Source organism: Micrococcaceae bacterium Sec5.8 (genome assembly GCA_039636775.1).
Taxonomy (GTDB): Bacteria; Actinomycetota; Actinomycetes; order Actinomycetales; family Micrococcaceae; genus Arthrobacter.
Genome location: CP143429.1, coordinates 2298995 through 2316568, shown reverse-complemented (window position 1 = coordinate 2316568; position 17574 = coordinate 2298995). Strand labels below are relative to the sequence as shown.

Here is a 17574-nt window from a genome sequence, read left to right as displayed (position 1 = left end):
CCGGACCGGACCGCGGGGCTGAATGGGACTATCGGCCATGATGTGCCGCCTTCGCGGGTGGGGGAAATCAGGGTGGGACTCAGCTTAGCAATGCCCCCGCGCGCCCCGGCCTGCGTGCTCGACTAAACTTGGGGCGTGGATCAGAGCCTGCCGCCGTACCCGCAGGCCCGCCACCCTTCCTTTCAACCGGACCCAACCGAAGGCGGCAGCCCACCCGTGGCGGACACCCAGCGTGAATCTCTGTTCTCCGGCTTGAGCAGGTTTCCCGATGTGGAGGCTGTCAACCTGCAGGCCTGGGACGCCACGGACACGCTCCTCCTGGACACCGTCCGCGACCTTCTGGACGCCGGACTCATCAACGCGGCCGGCGGCTTGGCCATCGTAGGGGACCGCTACGGCGCGCTGACCCTCGGCACCCTGACGTCTGAGGGGCTCAGCGGGGTTGGCCCGGTCAGGGTGCACCAGGACCTCGTGACCGGTGCACGCGCCCTTCGCCATAATGCCGCAAAACTTGGGATCGACGCCGGCTTCGAGCAGTTACCGTTTGGTGCCGGGCTCCTGTCCGGGGCCACCGTGGTGCTGCTCCAGCTGCCCAAGTCCCTCGCGGAGCTCGAGGAGATCGCCGACGCCGTCGTCCGCCACGCGGCGCCCGGCGTCGTACTTTTGGCCGGCGGCCGGGTCAAGCACATGAGCCTGGGCATGAACACCGTGCTGGAGCGCCACTTCGGCGAGGTCCAGCCCCAGCGTGCCCGGCAGAAGTCCCGGGTCCTGCTGGCCAGGGGTCCCAAGCCTGCCAGCGGCGCCCCGCAGTTTCCGGTCAGCGGCGTCAATGCCGAGCTGGGCCTGACCGTGTGCGCGCGTGGGGCCGTCTTCGCCGGCACCGGGCTGGACATCGGCACCCGGTTCCTCCTGGAGTTTCTGCCGCAGATGCCGGCGGCGCGGCATGCGATCGATCTCGGGTGCGGTACCGGAATCCTCGCCGCCATGTACGCCCGCAGCAATCCGGGCTCCCGGGTGACGGCCACAGACCAGTCCGCAGCCGCCGTCGACTCCGCGCGGGCAACAGCGCAGGCGAACTCACTCGCAGGGCAAATCACGGCCCTTCAGGACGACGCCATGGACTCACTTCCGCCGGGCAGCGCCGATTTGATCCTGCTGAACCCGCCCTTCCATGTCGGCGCGGCCGTGCATGCCGGCGCCGGCCTTAAACTGATGGAAGCCGCCGGACGGGTGCTCGCGCCGGGTGGCGAACTATGGACAGTGTTCAACAGCCACCTCCATTACCGGCCCGCCCTGGACCGGCTGGTCGGCCCCACCCGTGAGGTCGGCAGGAACCCCAAGTTCACGGTGACGGCCAGCGTACGGAGACCTGCTGAAGTGTGACGCTGCCCGGGTGGGCAGGTACCGCCCCAGGGGCGTAACGTACGATGCTGAGATGAGCAGTGCGCAGCCAAAGACGTTTAGGGGTATCAGTGTCTGAGATCCGCCAGCCCTCGCCGAGGCGCGGAACCAATTTGCCCCGCATGGGGGACTTCAACCTCACGGTGATCCTGGATGCCATCCGGCGGTCGCCGGTGGGCCTCAGCCGGGTGGAGCTGGCCCATATCGTCGGGTTGTCCCCGCAAACCATCTCCAATATCTCCCGCCGGCTGCTGGACCAGGACCTGATTTACGAGGCAGGCAAGGAAGGCACGGGACCGGGCAAACCGCGGACCATGCTCAAGCTGAAGTCCTCCGGCATGTACGCGGTCGGCGTCCACCTGGATCCGGCCGTGACAACGTGCGTGGTGCTGGACCTGGTGGGCGCGGTGGTCAAGCATTCCCGGATCAAGACCCCGGCCGGCACCGATCCAGGGTCCGTGATCGACACCATCGCCGCCGAAATCAAGCAGATCATTGCGGCGTCCGGCGTCGACCCGGCCCGGATCGCCGGCCTTGGCGTTGCAGCGCCCGGCCCGATCGACCTGGAGGAGGGCACGGTGGTGGACCCTCCGCTCCTGCCGGGCTGGGACCACGTGCCGCTCCGGGACGCCCTGGCCGCAGCCACGGGCCTGACCACCATCGTGGACAAGGACGTGACCAGCGCCGCTGTGGCCGAGACGTGGGCCGGTGGGCCGAGCGGCTCCGGCAGTTTCGTGTTTATGTATATGGGCACCGGCATCGGCTGCGGCATTGTGCTCAACGATGAAGTGGTGCGTGGGACCTCCGGTAACGCCGGTGAGATTGGACACATCATCGTGGACGCCGACGGGCCGCTCTGCGACTGCGGAACGCGCGGGTGTATCAAAGCCTCGTGCATACCCCAGGTGCTGGTGGCCCAGGCCGTCGCCGCCGGGGTGCTCACCGGTCCTCTCGAGGCAGTGACCGGCCCCGCCATCCAGGAGAGCATCACCGCACTGTGCGCTGCGGCCGATGCCGGCGACCCGAAGGCTGAAGCCATCATCGACCGGTCGGCTGTGCTGGTGGCCCGGGCCGTTTCGACCATCACCAACGCCTTGGACGTGGACCGGGTGGTGTTCGGCGGACCGTTCTGGACCTGCCTTTCCCGGCGCTACCTTGCCCGGATCCCCGAACTGGTCCGGGAGCTCAGCGACACCCGGAAAATCCACGAAATCGACGTCGTGGGCACCGGCGTGGGCGAAGATGTCGGCGCGATCGGCGCTGCCTGCCTCGTCCTCGAACGCGCCCTGGCGCCCCGCTCGCAGCGGCTCCTGCTCGACGGCTAGTCCCGGGAAGTCCCGGTCAGGGCGACGCCGGGCCGAACCGTCAGGACCCCGGAACTGCTCCGGCCGGGGAGCTGACAGCCCGGCATCAGTCGATGTCCTCCACGACCATGCCGAAGGGAATCGACTCATCCAGGTGCGCCTGGTGGGCGTGAGGCAGGACCACCACCCGCACTCCGCATGCCTTGTCCGCGGAGGACTGCATCAGGATGGGCCGGACCGCGTTGATGAAACTCTCGCTCTTGCCGGCGAGATACTCCTGGTAACTGGCTGCTAGCTGGATCATGGCAAAAGAATAGCCCCGCGCCCCCGCGATGGGGAGAGCCCCCCGGTACCGGTCATCCCGTTGCGGGCTGCTGCGCGCCACCCAGCGCCACCCAGTGCCCCCGCTGTGCCGGGCAGCCTGCGGCAGCCCCCCGGCACGCCGGAGCGGGGTCGCAGCGAAGAAAATTCTGCCTGCACCCTGAATTTTCCGTAAAGCTGCGTCTTAATTCGGCAGCCCCCTTGAACCGCCTCCGCCCGGCACGTAGAGTTCCAACCAGTTACCTCAGTAACGTGTCAGCGATCCTCCGCTGAAAGCCAGCCCCCACGGCGGCCCAGGAGGGTGTGGGTGCCCCCATGTGGGCCTGACATTTGCTCACGGACAACCTCGTATCAGGCGTACCAGTCGCGGCTGCGTCCTGCCGGGTTCCCTCCGTGTTCCCCAACTCAACCCACCGGCGGCCCCCGTTTTCGACGGCGGTCCTGCCGGTGCTTCCAGCCGAGGACGCAAATGTCTCCACCAAGCCTTATTGACACCCATCCACATCTCACCGGGACGGCCCCCGTAGCGCTGTCCTATGAACTGTTTCCGCCGCGCACAGCAGCGGCCACCGAATCCCTCTGGACCACCATCGGCGAACTGGAAAGCACCGACCCGGATTACGTCTCCGTGACATACGGCGCCAACGGCTCCAACCGGACCACCGCCGTCGAACTTGTCACCCGCCTCGTCCAGGAGACCACCCTGCGGCCGCTGGCGCACCTGACGTGCGTGGGAAACTCTCCGCAGGAGCTCGCCGAGATCATCGGTGAGCTGCTCGACGTCGGCGTCCGTGGCATCCTGGCCCTGCGCGGCGACCAGCCCAGGGACGACCAGCCCACGGGCGACGTTCTCCCGCCCGGGCGGTCACTGCGGTACGCCCAGGACCTGATCGAGCTCATCCGCCGGGTGGAACAGCGCCGCTCCGCGCTGCTCTGCGCCGGCAAGGTGGCGGTCGGCGTGGCCGCGTACCCCACCCGGCATCCGGAATCACCGAGTGAGGCCCACGACGTCGAGGTGCTCCTGGCCAAGCAGCGCTCCGGCGCCGACTTCGCCATCACCCAGGTCTTCTTTCGCACCGAACACTACGCAGACCTGCTGACCCGTGCCCGCCGGGCCGGCGTCACCATTCCGATCATTCCCGGCGTTATGCCGCTCACCAGCATCCGCCGGCTCAACCGGCTCGGCGAGCTGGCCGGCGTCGCACCGGACCAGGAACTGATTGAACGGCTGGCCGCGGCCGATACCGACGCCGACCGCACCCGGATCGGGGTCAGCGCCACCGTGGATCTGGCCAACGCGGCCCTGGCCGCCGGCGCCCCCGGGCTGCATCTCTATACCTTCAACGAACATACCGCCGCCCTCGACGTGCTGGACAAACTCGCCCTGCCGCGCCCCCGGCGCACCCACCAGCGGAACCTCCAGCGCACGGCCGGCAACCGCCGGCTCGCCGGCTGACCAGCACTCCTCCTCCGCACCACACCACCAATTTTTTAGGACTTCTTATGACCATCACGAACACCCTTACCCCCATTCCGTTCCCGGCTGCCTCGATCCTGGGCTACCCGCGCATCGGCCGGCGCCGGGAACTGAAGAAGGCCGTCGAAGCCTACTGGACCGGCACCATCGATGCCGCGGCCCTCGACGCCGCCGCCAAGGACATTCAGCTCGGTACCGCCCGGCGCCTGACGAACCTGGGCCTCACGGAGCCAGCCGCCATCCCCGGCACGTTCTCGTATTACGACCAGGTGCTCGACGCCGCCGCCCACCTCGGCGCCGTTCCCGCCCGGTTCGGCAACCTCCTCAACGCCCACGGCCAGCTGGACCTCGACGGCTACTTCACGCTCGCCCGCGGCACCACCGACCAGCAGCCGCTGGAAATGACCAAGTGGTTTGACACCAACTACCACTACCTCGTCCCCGAAATTGGCCCGGAAACGAACTTCTCCCTGACCTGCACCCGGATCGTCGAAGAGTTTGCCTACGCCCTCGCCAACGGCGTCCACACCCGCCCGTACATCGTCGGCCCGGTCACTTTCCTGTTGCTGAGCAAGGCCTCCGACGACGCCCCGGACGGCTTCAGCCCGCTGTCCCGGCTCGAGGACGTCCTGCCGGTCTACACGGCCCTGCTGGGAAGGCTTGCCGCCGCCGGCGCGAGCTGGGTCCAGCTCGACGAGCCCGCCCTCGTGGTGGACCAGGACGCCGCGCCTGACGCGGTCCAGGCCGCCGTCGCCCGCTCCTACGAGGTGCTTGCCGCCGCCACGCACCGCCCGCAGCTGTTCGTCTCCACCCCGTACGGTGCGCTCGACGGCCAGCTCGGCACCCTCGCCGCCACCGGCATCGACGCCCTGCACGTGGACGTCTTCAAAGGCGCCGTCCCCTCCGCGGCGGCCCTCGCCGCCCTGGGCAACAAGACCCTCGTCGCCGGCGTCGTGGACGGCCACAACATCTGGCGCAACGATCTCGCCGCCTCCGCGGCAAAGATCGCGGAACTGACGGCCTCCGTTGCCAGGCTGGCCGTCAGCACCTCCACCACCACCGCGCACGTCCCGCACGACGTCGATGAGGAAGTCCAGTTGCCCGCGCAGCTGCGCAGCTGGCTCGCCTTCGCCGACCAGAAAGTCCGTGAGGTGGTCACCCTTGCCGGCCTGCTGGCCGACCCGGCCACCGGTCTCCCACCACGGGATGTCCAGCCGGCCATCGACGAGGCCACCCGCATCATCGCCGGCCGCGCCGCGGCCGACGGTGTCCGCCGGACCGAGGTCCGCACCCGGATCAACGCCCTGACCGGTGCCGACTTCACCCGCTCCGCTTATGGCGTCCGTGCAGCCGCACAGGCCGCGGCCCTGCACCTGCCGCCGCTGCCGACCACCACCATCGGCTCGTTCCCGCAGACCGCTGAGATCCGCTCTGCCCGGGCCCGCGCCCACAAGGGCGAGCTCAGCGCCGGGCAGTACGAACAGCTCATGAAGGAGGAGATCCAGCGCGTGGTGCAGCTGCAGGAAGAGCTCGGCTTCGACGTCCTGGTCCACGGCGAGCCCGAGCGCAACGACATGGTCCAGTACTTCGCGGAGAACCTTGAAGGCTTCGATGTGACCGTGCACGGCTGGGTCCAGTCTTATGGCTCCCGGTGCACCCGCCCCTCGATCCTGTGGGGCGACGTCACCCGCCGCGCTCCCATCACGGTGGAATGGGCCCGGTACGCGCAGTCCCTGACGAACAAGCCGATGAAGGGCATGCTCACCGGCCCGGTCACCATCCTCGCCTGGTCCTTTGTCCGCGACGACCAGCCGCTCGGCGAGACCGCCAACCAGGTGGCCCTGGCCCTCCGCGACGAAATCGCAGACCTCGAAGCGGCCGGCATCAAAATCATCCAGGTGGACGAGCCCGCGCTGCGCGAGCTCCTGCCGCTGCGCACGGCCGGCCAGGCCGCGTACCTGGACTGGTCGGTAAAGGCCTTCCGCCTCGCCACCGCCGGCGCCGGGGACGCCACGCAGGTCCACACGCACCTGTGCTACTCCGAGTTTGGCGCCATCATCGACGCCATCGACGGCCTCGACGCCGACGTCACCTCGATCGAGGCGGCCCGCTCCCGCATGGAAGTGGTCCACGACCTCGAATCCCACGGCTTCGGCCGCGGCGTGGGTCCGGGCGTGTACGACATCCACTCGCCGCGGGTGCCGGGGGAGCAGGAAGTCACCGACCTGCTGGGTACCGCCGTCAGGCACGTTCCGGCCCGCCAGCTCTGGGTCAACCCGGACTGCGGCCTGAAAACCCGCGGCTACGCCGAAACCGAGGAGTCGCTGCGCAACCTGGTCGCGGCCACCCGGACAGTCCGCGCCGGACTGCTCGAAGCGGCCAAGTAGCCCCCCGCTGGACTGATTTCCGACTGAACCAAGGACGCCGGCCGGCCACCCCTCACGGGTGACCGGCCGGCGTCGTACGTTTTCACCGCTCAAAAGGGGCCGTTATGGTGCAGTCGAGTCAGGACTCCCAGAGAATTTCGTCGTCCACGACGCCGTCCTCGTCCGCGGAGGCCACCAGGATCTCGTCCGTGAAGTGTTTGCCGAGCGTGAAGTCCAGGACGAAGTAGCGTTCCGGCTGGCCGGGAAAGATGCCCACGTGCCCCAGCTTGAGGGCCTTGAGGAACACGGCGTCGGTGAGCTGGTTCTTGTCCTCGACGCCGAAGACCTTCTTCAAGTGCACGTCCTTGATGGCGTTGCAATGGAAGTGCCGGTACTCCTGCGGGCTGGTGCCGTCCTGTTCGAGTTCCTCGGCGATCATTTCGCGGACCTGATCCACCAGTTCGGGAAGGAAACGCAGCCGGTAGTCCACCTTGTGCATGGCCGCTTCGTCGAAGTGGTCATGGGCGTTGACGTTAAGGTCAAGCTCCACCAGTTCACCGGCCAGTTCATGCTGGGCGGTGAAGTTGTGGTCCCGTCCGTGGTTGAGCTCAACCTCTCCAAAGTGCTTGCTCGCTACCTTGTTCATACCTTCAACATAGTCCTGAAATCCGGCCCGTTCCAGCATTCTGGCGTCCTTTGTCGGGCCAGCTCACCAGCGGCTCGGCGTTGCGTCGCCGCGATCCGGGACGTCCTGGACATCCAGGGAGGCCCGGGGATCATGCTCGACGAGGCCGTCGACGTCGGCGAGCAGCACTCCGTCCGCCCCGGTGTTCTCGGCTTCCAGCGCACGCTCGGATACGTGCCGGGGCCTTTGCCCGACAGCCATGAGGGTATCCACCGCTGCGGTGGAGGGCTCGGGGCTCGGCATGATCTCCTCCGGCACCCCGGCTCCGGCCTGCGTGCCCCGGCGGCGGAGCATCTGCATCCAGCGTGGACTGCCGAGAAGGATGCCGCGGTCGGCGAGTTCCTCGACCTCCAAGCCGTAGAAATCGCCGATGTGATCGACCAACTGGGCGCGCCGGGCGCGCTCGTAAGCGCGGCGCTCCCTGTTGAACGCGATGATCGTGGCCCAGCAGATCAACAGCATCACAACGCTGAACGGCAGGGCGATAATAATCGCAGCCGTCTGAAGCGCCACCAGGCCGCCGGAGAGCAGCAGCGCAATGGCCAGTACGGCGGTGATGAAGACAAAGAAGGTCCGCACCCGCTTCTTCGGGTTGACCTGGCCGCCGGTGGCGATCATGCCCATCACGAGGGCGCCGGAATCCGAGGAGGTGATGAAGAAAATGGAGATCAGCAGGATCACGCCGACGGTCAGCACCGGGGTGCCCGGCACGTAGGAGAGCATGCTGAACAACGCACTGGAAACGTTGACGCTGCCGTCGGGCTCCAGGAGGTTGCCGCTCCCGCTGAGTTGCACGGCCAGGGCTGTACCGCCGAGGACGCTGAACCACAGGACGCCTATCAGGGTGGGCACCAGGATGACGCCTGCCACGAACTGGCGCACCGTCCGGCCGCGGGAGATCCGTGCGATGAAGATGCCCACAAACGGGGCCCAGGAGATCCACCAGCCCCAGTAGAACGAAGTCCAGGAGGCTTGCCAGGCTTCGCCGGCATCTCCGCTGAAGGCGTTGACGTTGAACGAGAGCGACACAAAGTTTTGGATGTAAGCACCCAGGGACTGCACGAATTCGCGGAGCAGGAAGGTGGACGGTCCGAAGACCAGCAGGTACAGCACCAGCATCCCGGCGAGCACCAGGTTGATGCTGGAAAGCCATTTCATGCCCTTCGTGACTCCGGAGAGGACGGACAGCAGCACAAAAAAGGAAATCACGAGGATGATGATGATCTCTGATCCCTGGCTGGGCTGCAGCAGGTTGATGCTCTCCAGGCCGGCGCTGATTTGCAGGACGCCCAGGCCCAGCGACGTGGCCACGCCAAAGAGCGTGCCGACAAGGGCGACGACGTCGATCACGTTGCCCCAACTGCCCCGTACGCGTTTGCCCAGAAGCGGTTCAAGGGCCCAGCGGATGGATACGGGCCGTTTACGCCGGTGGATGGCGTAGGCAAGCGAGAGTCCGATCACCACGTAAATGGACCAAGCGTGCACACCCCAGTGCAGATACGTCTGGCTGAGCGCCTGCTGCGCGAGCTGCGCGGGAGTTCCCGAGACACCCGGACGCGGATTGGCGAAGTGGCTGAGCGGCTCCCCGACACCGTAAAACACCAGCCCAATCCCCATCCCGGCGGCAAAAAGCAGGGCGAACCAGGCCATCAGCGAGAACTCGGGTTCGTCGTCGTCATGGCCCAGTTTGATGTCACCGAAACGGCTGAACCCGAGAAAGAGGCTGAACGCCACGAAGAAGCTCGTAATCAGGACGTAGTACCAGTTAAAAGAATTCACGATGGTGGCCTGAATGGCACCAAACATCGCTTCGGCGGCTGCGGGGGCCAGCAGCGCGAACGCCGCGAACAGCGTCACCGCCCCGGCGGCAGGCCAGAAGACCCAGGGTTCAACGATGCGGGGTTTCGTTTGTTCAGCCATTCATCAAGGCTACGCGGCCCGGGCGCAGTAGTGCAGGGGTAGATTAAGCGGATGCAAACTGTTGCCCCCGCCGTCGTCCGCGCCCGTGAACTTTACAACAGCGGAGCCACCCGGCCGCTGGCCTGGCGGCTCGAGCAGCTCGCCAGCCTGCGCCGCATGCTGGCGGAGCGGCGCACCGAATTCACCGAGGCGCTGGCAAGCGATCTCGGCAAACACCCCACCGAGGCGCTCCTGACGGAGATCGGATTCGTTGACGCCGAGACCGCTCACCTGCAAAAGCACCTTGAAGGCTGGCTGCGTCCCCGTCCCGTCCCCGTGCCGCTCGCCGTCCGGCCCGCCAAAGCCTGGACCGAGCTGACCCCGCTGGGGGTGGTGCTGGTGATCGGTCCCTGGAACTACCCGTTGCAATTGCTGCTCGCTCCCCTTGCCGGCGCCCTCGCCGCCGGCAACACCGTGGTGCTCAAGCCCAGCGAACACGCCCCGGCCACCTCGGCCGCCCTGGCACGCTGGATTCCGGAGTACCTGCCCGGCGCGGCAGAGGTCGTCGAGGGCGGCATCCCGGAGACCACAGCACTGCTGGCGATGCCCTTCGACCACATCTTCTTCACCGGCGGGGAAGCCGCCGCCAAGGTGGTGCTGCGCGCGGCGGCGGAGCACCTGACGCCGGTAACCCTGGAACTGGGCGGCAAGTCCCCGGCCTATGTCGACTCCTCCACGGACCTGGCCAACGCGGCCAAACGGATCGCGTGGGGCCGGTTCCTGAACGCCGGGCAGACGTGCGTGGCGCCGGACTACATCCTCGCCACCGAGGACGTGCTGGTTCCGCTGCAGCGCGAGCTGGTCACGGCCATCGCGGCGCTCTTCGGCCCGGACTCGGCCCGCAGTGAGTCCTACGGCAGGATCATCAACGACCAGCACTTCGCCCGGCTCGCGGGCCTCGCTGACGGCAGCACCGTCGTCCACGGCGGGGAACGGGACGCCGCCACCCGCCACTTCGCGCCGACCCTGCTCCGTCCCGCCCCCGGGGACACGGTGATGGGGGAGGAGATCTTCGGTCCGCTGCTCCCGCTGGTTCCTGTCGCGGGGCGCGAGGAAGCCATCCGGAGGATCAACGACGGCGCCAAGCCCCTGGCGCTCTACGTGTTCAGCAGCGACGCCGCTACCCGCCGGGCGTTCGCCGAGAGGACGTCCTCGGGGGCCCTGTGCTTCGACGTCCCCGCGGCGCACCTCATGGTTCCCGGGCTGCCCTTCGGCGGGGTCGGCGGCAGCGGCATGGGCGCCTACCACGGGGAACACTCCGTGCGGACCTTCTCCCATGAACGCTCCACCCTGGCCAAACCCCAGCGGCCGGACACGCTGGCACTGATCTACCCGCCTTACACCCGGACCAAGCACCGGCTCATTAACGCGCTCACCGGGATGGGGACCGGACTTCTCCACGGACTCTTTAAACGGCCCCGCGGGAACTGAACGTATCCGCGAGCAAGTCCAGGAAGAGCTGAACCTGGGCGGTCTGCTTTTCGTTGATCAGCAGGGCAAAGACGTTGCGGGCCAGCCGGATCTCGGGAACGTCCAGCACCACCACCCCGGCGGGGCGGTGGTGCAGGGCCAGCTCCGGAACCAGTGCCGCGCCCAGCCCGGCCGCCGCCATCTCCAGGCTCGCGTGGAAGTCATCGCTGTACGCCACCACCCGGGGATGGAGGTTGCAGCTGGCAAAGAGCCGCTCGATCACCGTGGCATCGGATGTGCCGGGATGGTGCACAATCCACGGCATGTCCGAGAGGTGGTCCGCAGCGACCTTGGAATCGGTGCCGATGCCCCAGGCGGCCGGCAGCACCACCCGGAAGTCGTCGTCGCCGATCCACTGCCTGTTCACGGTGTGCGGCCAGGCGAGGCCGGACTGCCCCACCTGGTAGACCAGCGCGACGTCGAGTTCGCCGCCCGTGCGCAGGCCCGCAATGGTCTGGGCCGGCTCCGCGACCGAGACCCGCAGATCGATGCCGAGTTTCTTCCAGGCCGGGTTCGCCAGGATCCGCGGCAAGACGTACGTGGCCAGGCTGGGGAAGATCCCCAGCCTGAGTTCCTGCCGGGTGGTGTCTGCGGTGCGGGACGCCGCCGCCATCAGCGCCTCGATGTCGGTGAGGACCTTCGCCGCATGCCGGGTCATGACCTGGGCGGCCTCGGTGGGCTGGATGCTGCGGGCCGAGCGCAGGAACAGTTCGACGCCGGTGTCCCGTTCCAGGGCGGACATCTGCTGGGACACCGCCGACGCCGTATACCCGAGCCGGGCGGCGGCCGCTGCGAAGGAGCCCAGCCGGGTCACTTCGACAAGGGTCCGCAGGTGAACGGGGTTGATCAAGGGGCTGCCCTTCGCAGGTTCCGGTGAGGCGGGACCGCAATCCCGCTTCATTCTGGCACATTGGACTCGTACGGAACGCTGGAAAGTCGCACACATCCGTTGGGTGCCCGGCGACGAATTGTCCATAAGATGATTCCGCCGTCACCACCGGGGCAATCGATGGACCAGTCAACAGGAGCAGATCAGTGTCAGACGCAGCAGGGATTCCGCAGGGCCGGCGAGTAGCCGTGATCGGCAGCGGGGTGGCAGGACTCACCGCCGCGTACGTGCTGAACCGGCAGGACACCGTTACCCTCTTCGAAGCGGATTCCCGGCTGGGCGGCCATGCCCACACCCACGATGTCCCGCAGGCCGGCGGCCCGGATCTCCGGATCGACACCGGCTTCATCGTCCACAACGAACGGACCTACCCCACGCTGCTGCGGCTCTTCGCCGAGCTGGGCATCGAAACCCAGGACTCAGAGATGTCCATGTCCGTCCGCTGCGACGGCTGCGGGCTGGAATACGCCGGCGCCCGGGCCAAGGGCCGGGGCATCCTTCCCGGCCCGGCCACCCTGCTGCGCGGACGCTACCTGCTGATGCTGCTGGAAGTGATGCGCTTCTACCGCAAGGCCCGCGCCTTGCTGGCCGGGGGTCCCCCCGCCGGGGAAAGCACAGGGGAGGCGGAGCTGACCCTGGGCCAGTTCCTCACCCGGGAGAAGTTCAGCACCTACTTCATCTCGCACTTCATGACCCCGATCGTGAGCGCCGTCTGGTCCTGCGACCCGACCACGGCGCTCGCCTACCCGGCCCGGTACCTCTTCACCTTCCTGGGCCATCACGGGCTGCTCGGAGTCTCCGGTTCCCCGCAGTGGCGCACCGTCACCGGCGGCTCACGCAGCTACGTGGACAAGCTCGCCGCCACGCTGCCGGACATCCGCCTCGCCAGCCCGGTCACCGGAGTGCGACGCCACGCGGACGGCGTGGAACTGACGTATGGGAGCGCCGACGGCGGTTTCCGCACCGAGGCGTTCGACGCCGTCGTGATCGCCACCCACCCGGCCCAGGCGCTGGCCATGCTCACCGAAGCCTCGGACGCGGAGCAGGCCGCCCTGGCCGGCATGCCCTACTCGGTCAACCACACCGTGTTCCACCGCGACGCCGCCGTGCTGCCCGCCAGCGACAACGCCAAGGCCTCCTGGAATTACCGGTTGCCCTCCTGCGACGCCCGCCCCGACAAGGTCCTGGTCAGTTACGACATGACCCGGCTGCAGCGGCTGGACCCCGCGGACGGCGGACGCTACATCGTCAGCCTGGGCGAATCCGAGCTCATCGCGGACACCGCCGTATTGGACCGGATGGTCTACGAACACCCGCAGTACACGCCGGACTCGCTCCGCGCGCAGGAAAAGATCCTGGCCCTGGGCGATGACCGGCTGGCCTTCGCCGGTGCCTACCACGGCTGGGGTTTCCACGAGGACGGCGCCCTCTCCGGTGTCCGGGCAGCTGAACGGCTGGGACGCGGCTGGAATGACCCCGCCGTCGCCCTGAACGAGGAGTACCGGGCCGTCGCCGTCGACCCTGACCTGCAGAGCGCCGCCGCGGAGGGCGCATGAGCGCCGCCGCCATCTACCGCACCTCGATCGCCCATGTGCGCCGCAGCCCGCTGAAGAACGCGTTCACGTACCGCAGCTACAGCTGGTATGTCGACGTCGACCGGCTCCCTGCCCTGCCCCGCCTGCTCCGTCCCCTCGCCGGATTCCGGGTGGCGGACCACCTGGGCGATCCGGACGGCACCCTGCGCGGCAACGTGGAGGCGTTCCTCGCCAGCCGGGGGATCGAGCCCGACGGCGGCCGGATCACCATGCTGGCCAGCGCCCGGGTGTTCGGGCACGTCTTCAATCCGCTCAGCCTGTTCTGGTGCCACGACGCCGCCGGGGAGCTGCGCTGCGTGGTCGCCGAGGTGCACAACACCTACGGCGAACGGCACCGCTACCTCCTCGAAACGGACGGCGCCGGCCGCGCCAGCGTCCCCAAGGCCTTCTACGTCTCGCCCTTCAACGACGTCGATGGCCAGTACCGGATGAAACTCCCGGAACCCGGCGAACGGCTTGCCGTCTCGATCGTCCTCGAGCGCGACGGGCAACAGCCCTTCCTCGCGAGCATGGACGGGAAACGCCGCGAGGCCACGGTGCCGAACATTCTCGCTGCGGCGCTCGCGGTTCCGGTGGCACCCCTGCGGGCCGCGGCGCAGATCCGCTGGCAGGGCATCAAGCTGTGGGCGCGCCGGCTGCCCATCATCAAACGACCACACCACCCCTCACAGGAGGCAGTTCAGTGACAATGACCGAAGCGACCGGATCAGGCGCGGCGCGCCGGGCCAACGAGGCAGCTGCCCCCTACACGGTCCCGCAGCCGCCCGCGGTGGTAGATGCCGCCATTTGGCCCAGCATCGCCGCCGTTCCCGCCAGCCTCAAGGCCCGGGTGGCCGGACGGGCCGCGGAGGCCATCTTCAAGGCTGCCGTCCGCCGGCTTCCATTGGAAGTCCGCTACCCGGACGGTACCGTCCTGGGCCAGGCCGCCACACCGGGGCGCACCTATCCCGTCATGACCATGAACCGTCCCGCGGACTTTGCCGCCCGGCTCGGCGACGGCGGCCTGATCGGCCTGGGCGAATCCTTCATGGCCGGCGACTGGGACGCTGACAACCTCACCGCCGTCATGGAGGTCTTCGCCGCCCGCGTCGGAACCCTCGTGCCGGAGCCGCTGCAGAAACTGCGTGCCTTCTACCTGCCGCGCCAGCCGCGGAAGGAACGCAACACCGAGCAGAACACCCGCTCCAACATCTCACGGCACTACGACCTCTCCAACGAGCTCTTCGGCACCTTCCTTGACGCCACCATGACCTACTCCAGCGCGCTCTTCCCGGAATCCGGCGACGCGCTGAAGACCGTCGCCTGGGACGGGTTCGCCGCCGCGCAGCAGGCCAAGATCGACCGGTTGCTGGACAAAGCCGGCGTCGGGCAAGGCACCCGGGTGCTGGAAATCGGCACAGGCTGGGGTGAACTCGCCCTCCGGGCCGCCCAGCGCGGCGCTACCGTCTACTCCGTCACGCTCTCCAGCGAACAGCAGGAACTGGCCCGCAAACGCGTCGCCGACGCCGGGTACACCGACGCCGTCACCATCGAGCTCCAGGACTACCGCGCGGTCGAAGGTGAGTACGACGCCGTCGTGTCCGTTGAGATGATCGAAGCCGTCGGCTTCGAGTACTGGGCCACGTACTTCCAGACCATCGAGCGCGTCCTCGCGCCCGGCGGAAAGGTCGCCATCCAGGCCATCACCATCGCCCACGACCGGCTCATGGCCACCCGCACCAGCTACACCTGGGTGCACAAATACATTTTCCCGGGCGGCGTTATCCCCTCGGTCCGCGCCATCGAGGACATCACCGAAAAGCAGACCGGGCTGCGGGTGCGCGAACGCCTCGCCATGGGGGAGCACTACGCCCAGTCCTTGCGGCTCTGGGAGGAACGCTTCATGGCCCGCACCGCCGACGTCCGCGCCTTGGGCTTCGATGAGATCTTCCAGCGGATGTGGCTCTTCTACCTCTGCTACTCCCGGGCAGGCTTCGAGACCGGCTACCTGGACGTGCAGCAGATCGTGCTGGACCGCCGGACCGCCGGCGAAACCCGCAACGGATCCGCCCAATGACGGCCCCGATCGCGGAACTCATCGAAGGGGTCCTGCGGCCGCTGGCCGGCGGGGACCTCCCCGTCCGGATCATCGCCTGGGATGGCAGCGAAGCCGGCCCGGCCGGCGCCCCCGTGGTCCGGCTGAACTCACCGGACGCCATCCGGCGGCTGCTCTGGGCGCCGGGGGAACTGGGCGCCGCCCAGGCCTACGTCACGGGAGAGCTCGATGTCGACGGTGACCTCAATTCCGCGCTGGAACACCTCTGGAAAGTGGTGCGGGACCGCGGCCTCACCGGAATCCGGCCCACCCCGGCGGTGCTGGCCGGCGTCGCTAAGATTGCCCGGGCCGCCGGGGCTCTCGGCGCGCCGCCCGCGCCGCCCGCCAGCCAGGCCCGGGTCAAGGGACGGCTGCACAGCCTCCTGCGCGACCGCGCCGCCATCAGCCACCACTACGATCTCAGCAACGATTTCTACGCGCTGATCCTGGACCCGCAGATGGCCTACTCCAGCGGGTACTGGACGGACCGGATCGAGAACGGCAGCTCCGCCCCGGGGTACGGCCTGGAGGACGCGCAGCGGGACAAACTCGACCTGGTCTGCCGCAAAATCGGGCTCAAGCCCGGCATGCGGCTGCTGGACATCGGCTGCGGCTGGGGATCGCTGAGCCTGCACGCCGCCGAGCATTACGGCGTCGACGTCGTCGGCGTCACGCTGTCCATCGAGCAGAAGGCGTTTATCGACGCCCGCATCCGCGAACGCGGCCTGGAAGGCCGGGTGGACATCCGCATCCAGGACTACCGGGAGATCCCGGACGGCCCGTTCGACGCCGTCGCGTCCCTGGAGATGGGCGAACACGTGGGCCAGCGGAACTACCCCGTGTACGCCGCCGCACTGTTCAACAACGTCACCCCCGGCGGCAAGGTCCTGGTCCAGCAGATGTCCCGGCACGGCAAGCACCCCGGTGGCGGACCTTTCATCGAGTCCTTCATCGCCCCGGACATGCATATGCGCCCGGTCGGGGAGACCCTGGGTTTCCTGGAGGACGCGGGCCTGGAGATCGAGGGCGTGCAGGGCATGCGCCGGGACTACGTGCGGACCCTGGAAGCCTGGTACGCGACGTTCGAGGAGAACCACGACGCCGCCGTCGCCATGATGGGCGAGGAGATCGCCCGTGTGTGGCGGCTCTACCTGGTGGGGGCACTGCGCAGCTTCGCCGAACGCCGGATGGGCGTGGAGCAGATCCTTTGCAGCCGGCCGGAGACGGGTTACTAGACCTGGCGTCAGGTCACTTCCGTTCACGAAGCGGACTTTTGTCCACGGAGGCGGGCACCCGGCGGGTGCCCGCCTCCGGCGTGTTTCCGGACACCCCACCCAGTGCTTAACGGCACGCCGGACCACGATCCCGTGGCGGGCCGACACGCCGTCTTCGGCCCGACACGCAGGGGAGTTAATTGTGCAAAGGTTCCCCACAGCCTGTGGATTTCGTCCTGCAAAAGGGCGGAAATACGGACTTTTTGCGGCACCCCGCCTGTGGACTGCCGGTGCATTAAATGACATACTTGTAATACATCATCTAGGGGTCCACATCGGGGTCCTGCACAACATGTAGTATCGAGATACAGTTTCAGTGGAGCAGCAAGGCTCCCGGCACGGCCAGTAACGGACCAGTTTTCCGGTCCGGACCGGCCCGCCCGGACTGCTGGCACCAGAGACACACACCAGACCCAGCGCGGACGCAACAGACAGCCCGCAGCGGACAACACGCAGTACCAAAGACTTCAACAAAGGGGACAGGGACCATGACCGTTACGGTTTACACGAAGCCGGCCTGTGTTCAGTGCAACGCAACATACCGCGCGCTGGACAAGAAGGGCATCACCTACCAGAGCGTCGACATCTCGCAGGATGCGGATGCCCTCGAGCGCCTGAAGGCCCTCGGCTACATGCAGGCTCCGGTTGTCGTCACGGACCAGGACCACTGGTCCGGATTCCGCCCCGACAAGATCGCGGAACTGGCGCAGGCGTACTCAGCCGCCGTCGCCTGAACCGCTTCGCAGGACAACACGTCAG

14 protein-coding genes are annotated in these 17574 nt (G+C 67.8%); 10 read left to right on the top strand and 4 right to left on the bottom strand.

From position 1 onward, the window contains the following. The first annotated feature begins 216 nt into the window (after positions 1-216). Together VUN84_10620 and VUN84_10615 are read left to right on the top strand one after the other, a co-directional pair. Complete coding sequence (locus VUN84_10620) at positions 217-1383, top strand: methyltransferase (GenBank protein XAS65827.1); 1167 nt, start codon at positions 217-219, stop codon at positions 1381-1383. Between the two features lie 89 nt (positions 1384-1472). Then, entirely contained in the window at positions 1473-2726 is a 1254-nt protein-coding gene (locus VUN84_10615; protein XAS62786.1) for an ROK family transcriptional regulator, read from the top strand. Positions 2727-2811: 85 nt separating this feature from the next. Here the strand turns inward: VUN84_10615 and VUN84_10610 are convergent, their stop codons facing one another. Next, complete coding sequence (locus tag VUN84_10610; protein ID XAS62785.1) at positions 2812-3009, bottom strand: hypothetical protein; 198 nt, start codon at positions 3007-3009, stop codon at positions 2812-2814. Positions 3010-3495: 486 nt separating this feature from the next. Between VUN84_10610 and VUN84_10605 the strand changes: the two genes are divergently transcribed. After that, a complete protein-coding gene (locus VUN84_10605; protein ID XAS62784.1) occupies positions 3496-4482 on the top strand; it encodes a methylenetetrahydrofolate reductase in 987 nt (328 codons plus the stop codon). Positions 4483-4529: 47 nt separating this feature from the next. Beyond that, positions 4530-6890: a 5-methyltetrahydropteroyltriglutamate--homocysteine S-methyltransferase gene (metE, locus tag VUN84_10600; protein ID XAS62783.1), complete on the top strand. Its 2361-nt coding sequence runs from the start codon at positions 4530-4532 to the stop codon at positions 6888-6890. Between the two features lie 118 nt (positions 6891-7008). On the opposite strand, the gene VUN84_10595 is transcribed toward metE, so the two are convergent. Both VUN84_10595 and VUN84_10590 read right to left on the bottom strand, forming a co-directional pair. After that, positions 7009-7515, bottom strand: coding sequence for a DUF2004 domain-containing protein (locus VUN84_10595; protein XAS62782.1), 507 nt, complete (start codon positions 7513-7515; stop codon positions 7009-7011). A 63-nt stretch (positions 7516-7578) separates the two neighbouring features. Continuing rightward, entirely contained in the window at positions 7579-9474 is a 1896-nt protein-coding gene (locus VUN84_10590) for a BCCT family transporter (protein ID XAS62781.1), read from the bottom strand. A 51-nt stretch (positions 9475-9525) separates the two neighbouring features. Between VUN84_10590 and VUN84_10585 the strand changes: the two genes are divergently transcribed. After that, the gene (locus VUN84_10585; GenBank protein ID XAS62780.1) at positions 9526-10944 is read left to right on the top strand and encodes an aldehyde dehydrogenase family protein; all 1419 of its coding nucleotides are present in this window, start codon (positions 9526-9528) and stop codon (positions 10942-10944) included. Here the strand turns inward: VUN84_10585 and VUN84_10580 are convergent. Beyond that, complete coding sequence (locus VUN84_10580) at positions 10922-11833, bottom strand: LysR family transcriptional regulator (protein ID XAS62779.1); 912 nt, start codon at positions 11831-11833, stop codon at positions 10922-10924. The two genes, VUN84_10585 and VUN84_10580, sit on opposite strands and share 23 nt — an antisense overlap. A 185-nt stretch (positions 11834-12018) precedes the next feature. On the opposite strand from VUN84_10580, the gene VUN84_10575 reads away from it, so the two are divergent. From VUN84_10575 to nrdH, 5 genes are all read left to right on the top strand, one after another. After that, positions 12019-13428 (top strand): FAD-dependent oxidoreductase, encoded by a 1410-nt coding sequence (locus tag VUN84_10575; protein XAS62778.1) that lies wholly within the window; start codon positions 12019-12021, stop codon positions 13426-13428. Continuing rightward, positions 13425-14153 (top strand): DUF1365 domain-containing protein, encoded by a 729-nt coding sequence (locus VUN84_10570; GenBank protein XAS62777.1) that lies wholly within the window; start codon positions 13425-13427, stop codon positions 14151-14153. The genes VUN84_10575 and VUN84_10570 overlap by 4 nt, the downstream gene beginning before the upstream one ends. Next, positions 14150-15523: a cyclopropane-fatty-acyl-phospholipid synthase family protein gene (locus tag VUN84_10565; protein ID XAS62776.1), complete on the top strand. Its 1374-nt coding sequence runs from the start codon at positions 14150-14152 to the stop codon at positions 15521-15523. Before VUN84_10570 ends, VUN84_10565 begins: the two co-directional genes overlap by 4 nt. Beyond that, positions 15520-16776 (top strand): cyclopropane-fatty-acyl-phospholipid synthase family protein, encoded by a 1257-nt coding sequence (locus VUN84_10560; GenBank protein ID XAS62775.1) that lies wholly within the window; start codon positions 15520-15522, stop codon positions 16774-16776. Before VUN84_10565 ends, VUN84_10560 begins: the two co-directional genes overlap by 4 nt. A 527-nt stretch (positions 16777-17303) precedes the next feature. After that, positions 17304-17549 carry a glutaredoxin-like protein NrdH gene (gene nrdH, locus VUN84_10555; GenBank protein ID XAS62774.1) on the top strand — a complete coding sequence of 82 codons (246 nt, stop codon included), beginning with the start codon at positions 17304-17306 and terminating at the stop codon, positions 17547-17549. Positions 17550-17574: the final 25 nt, after the last annotated feature.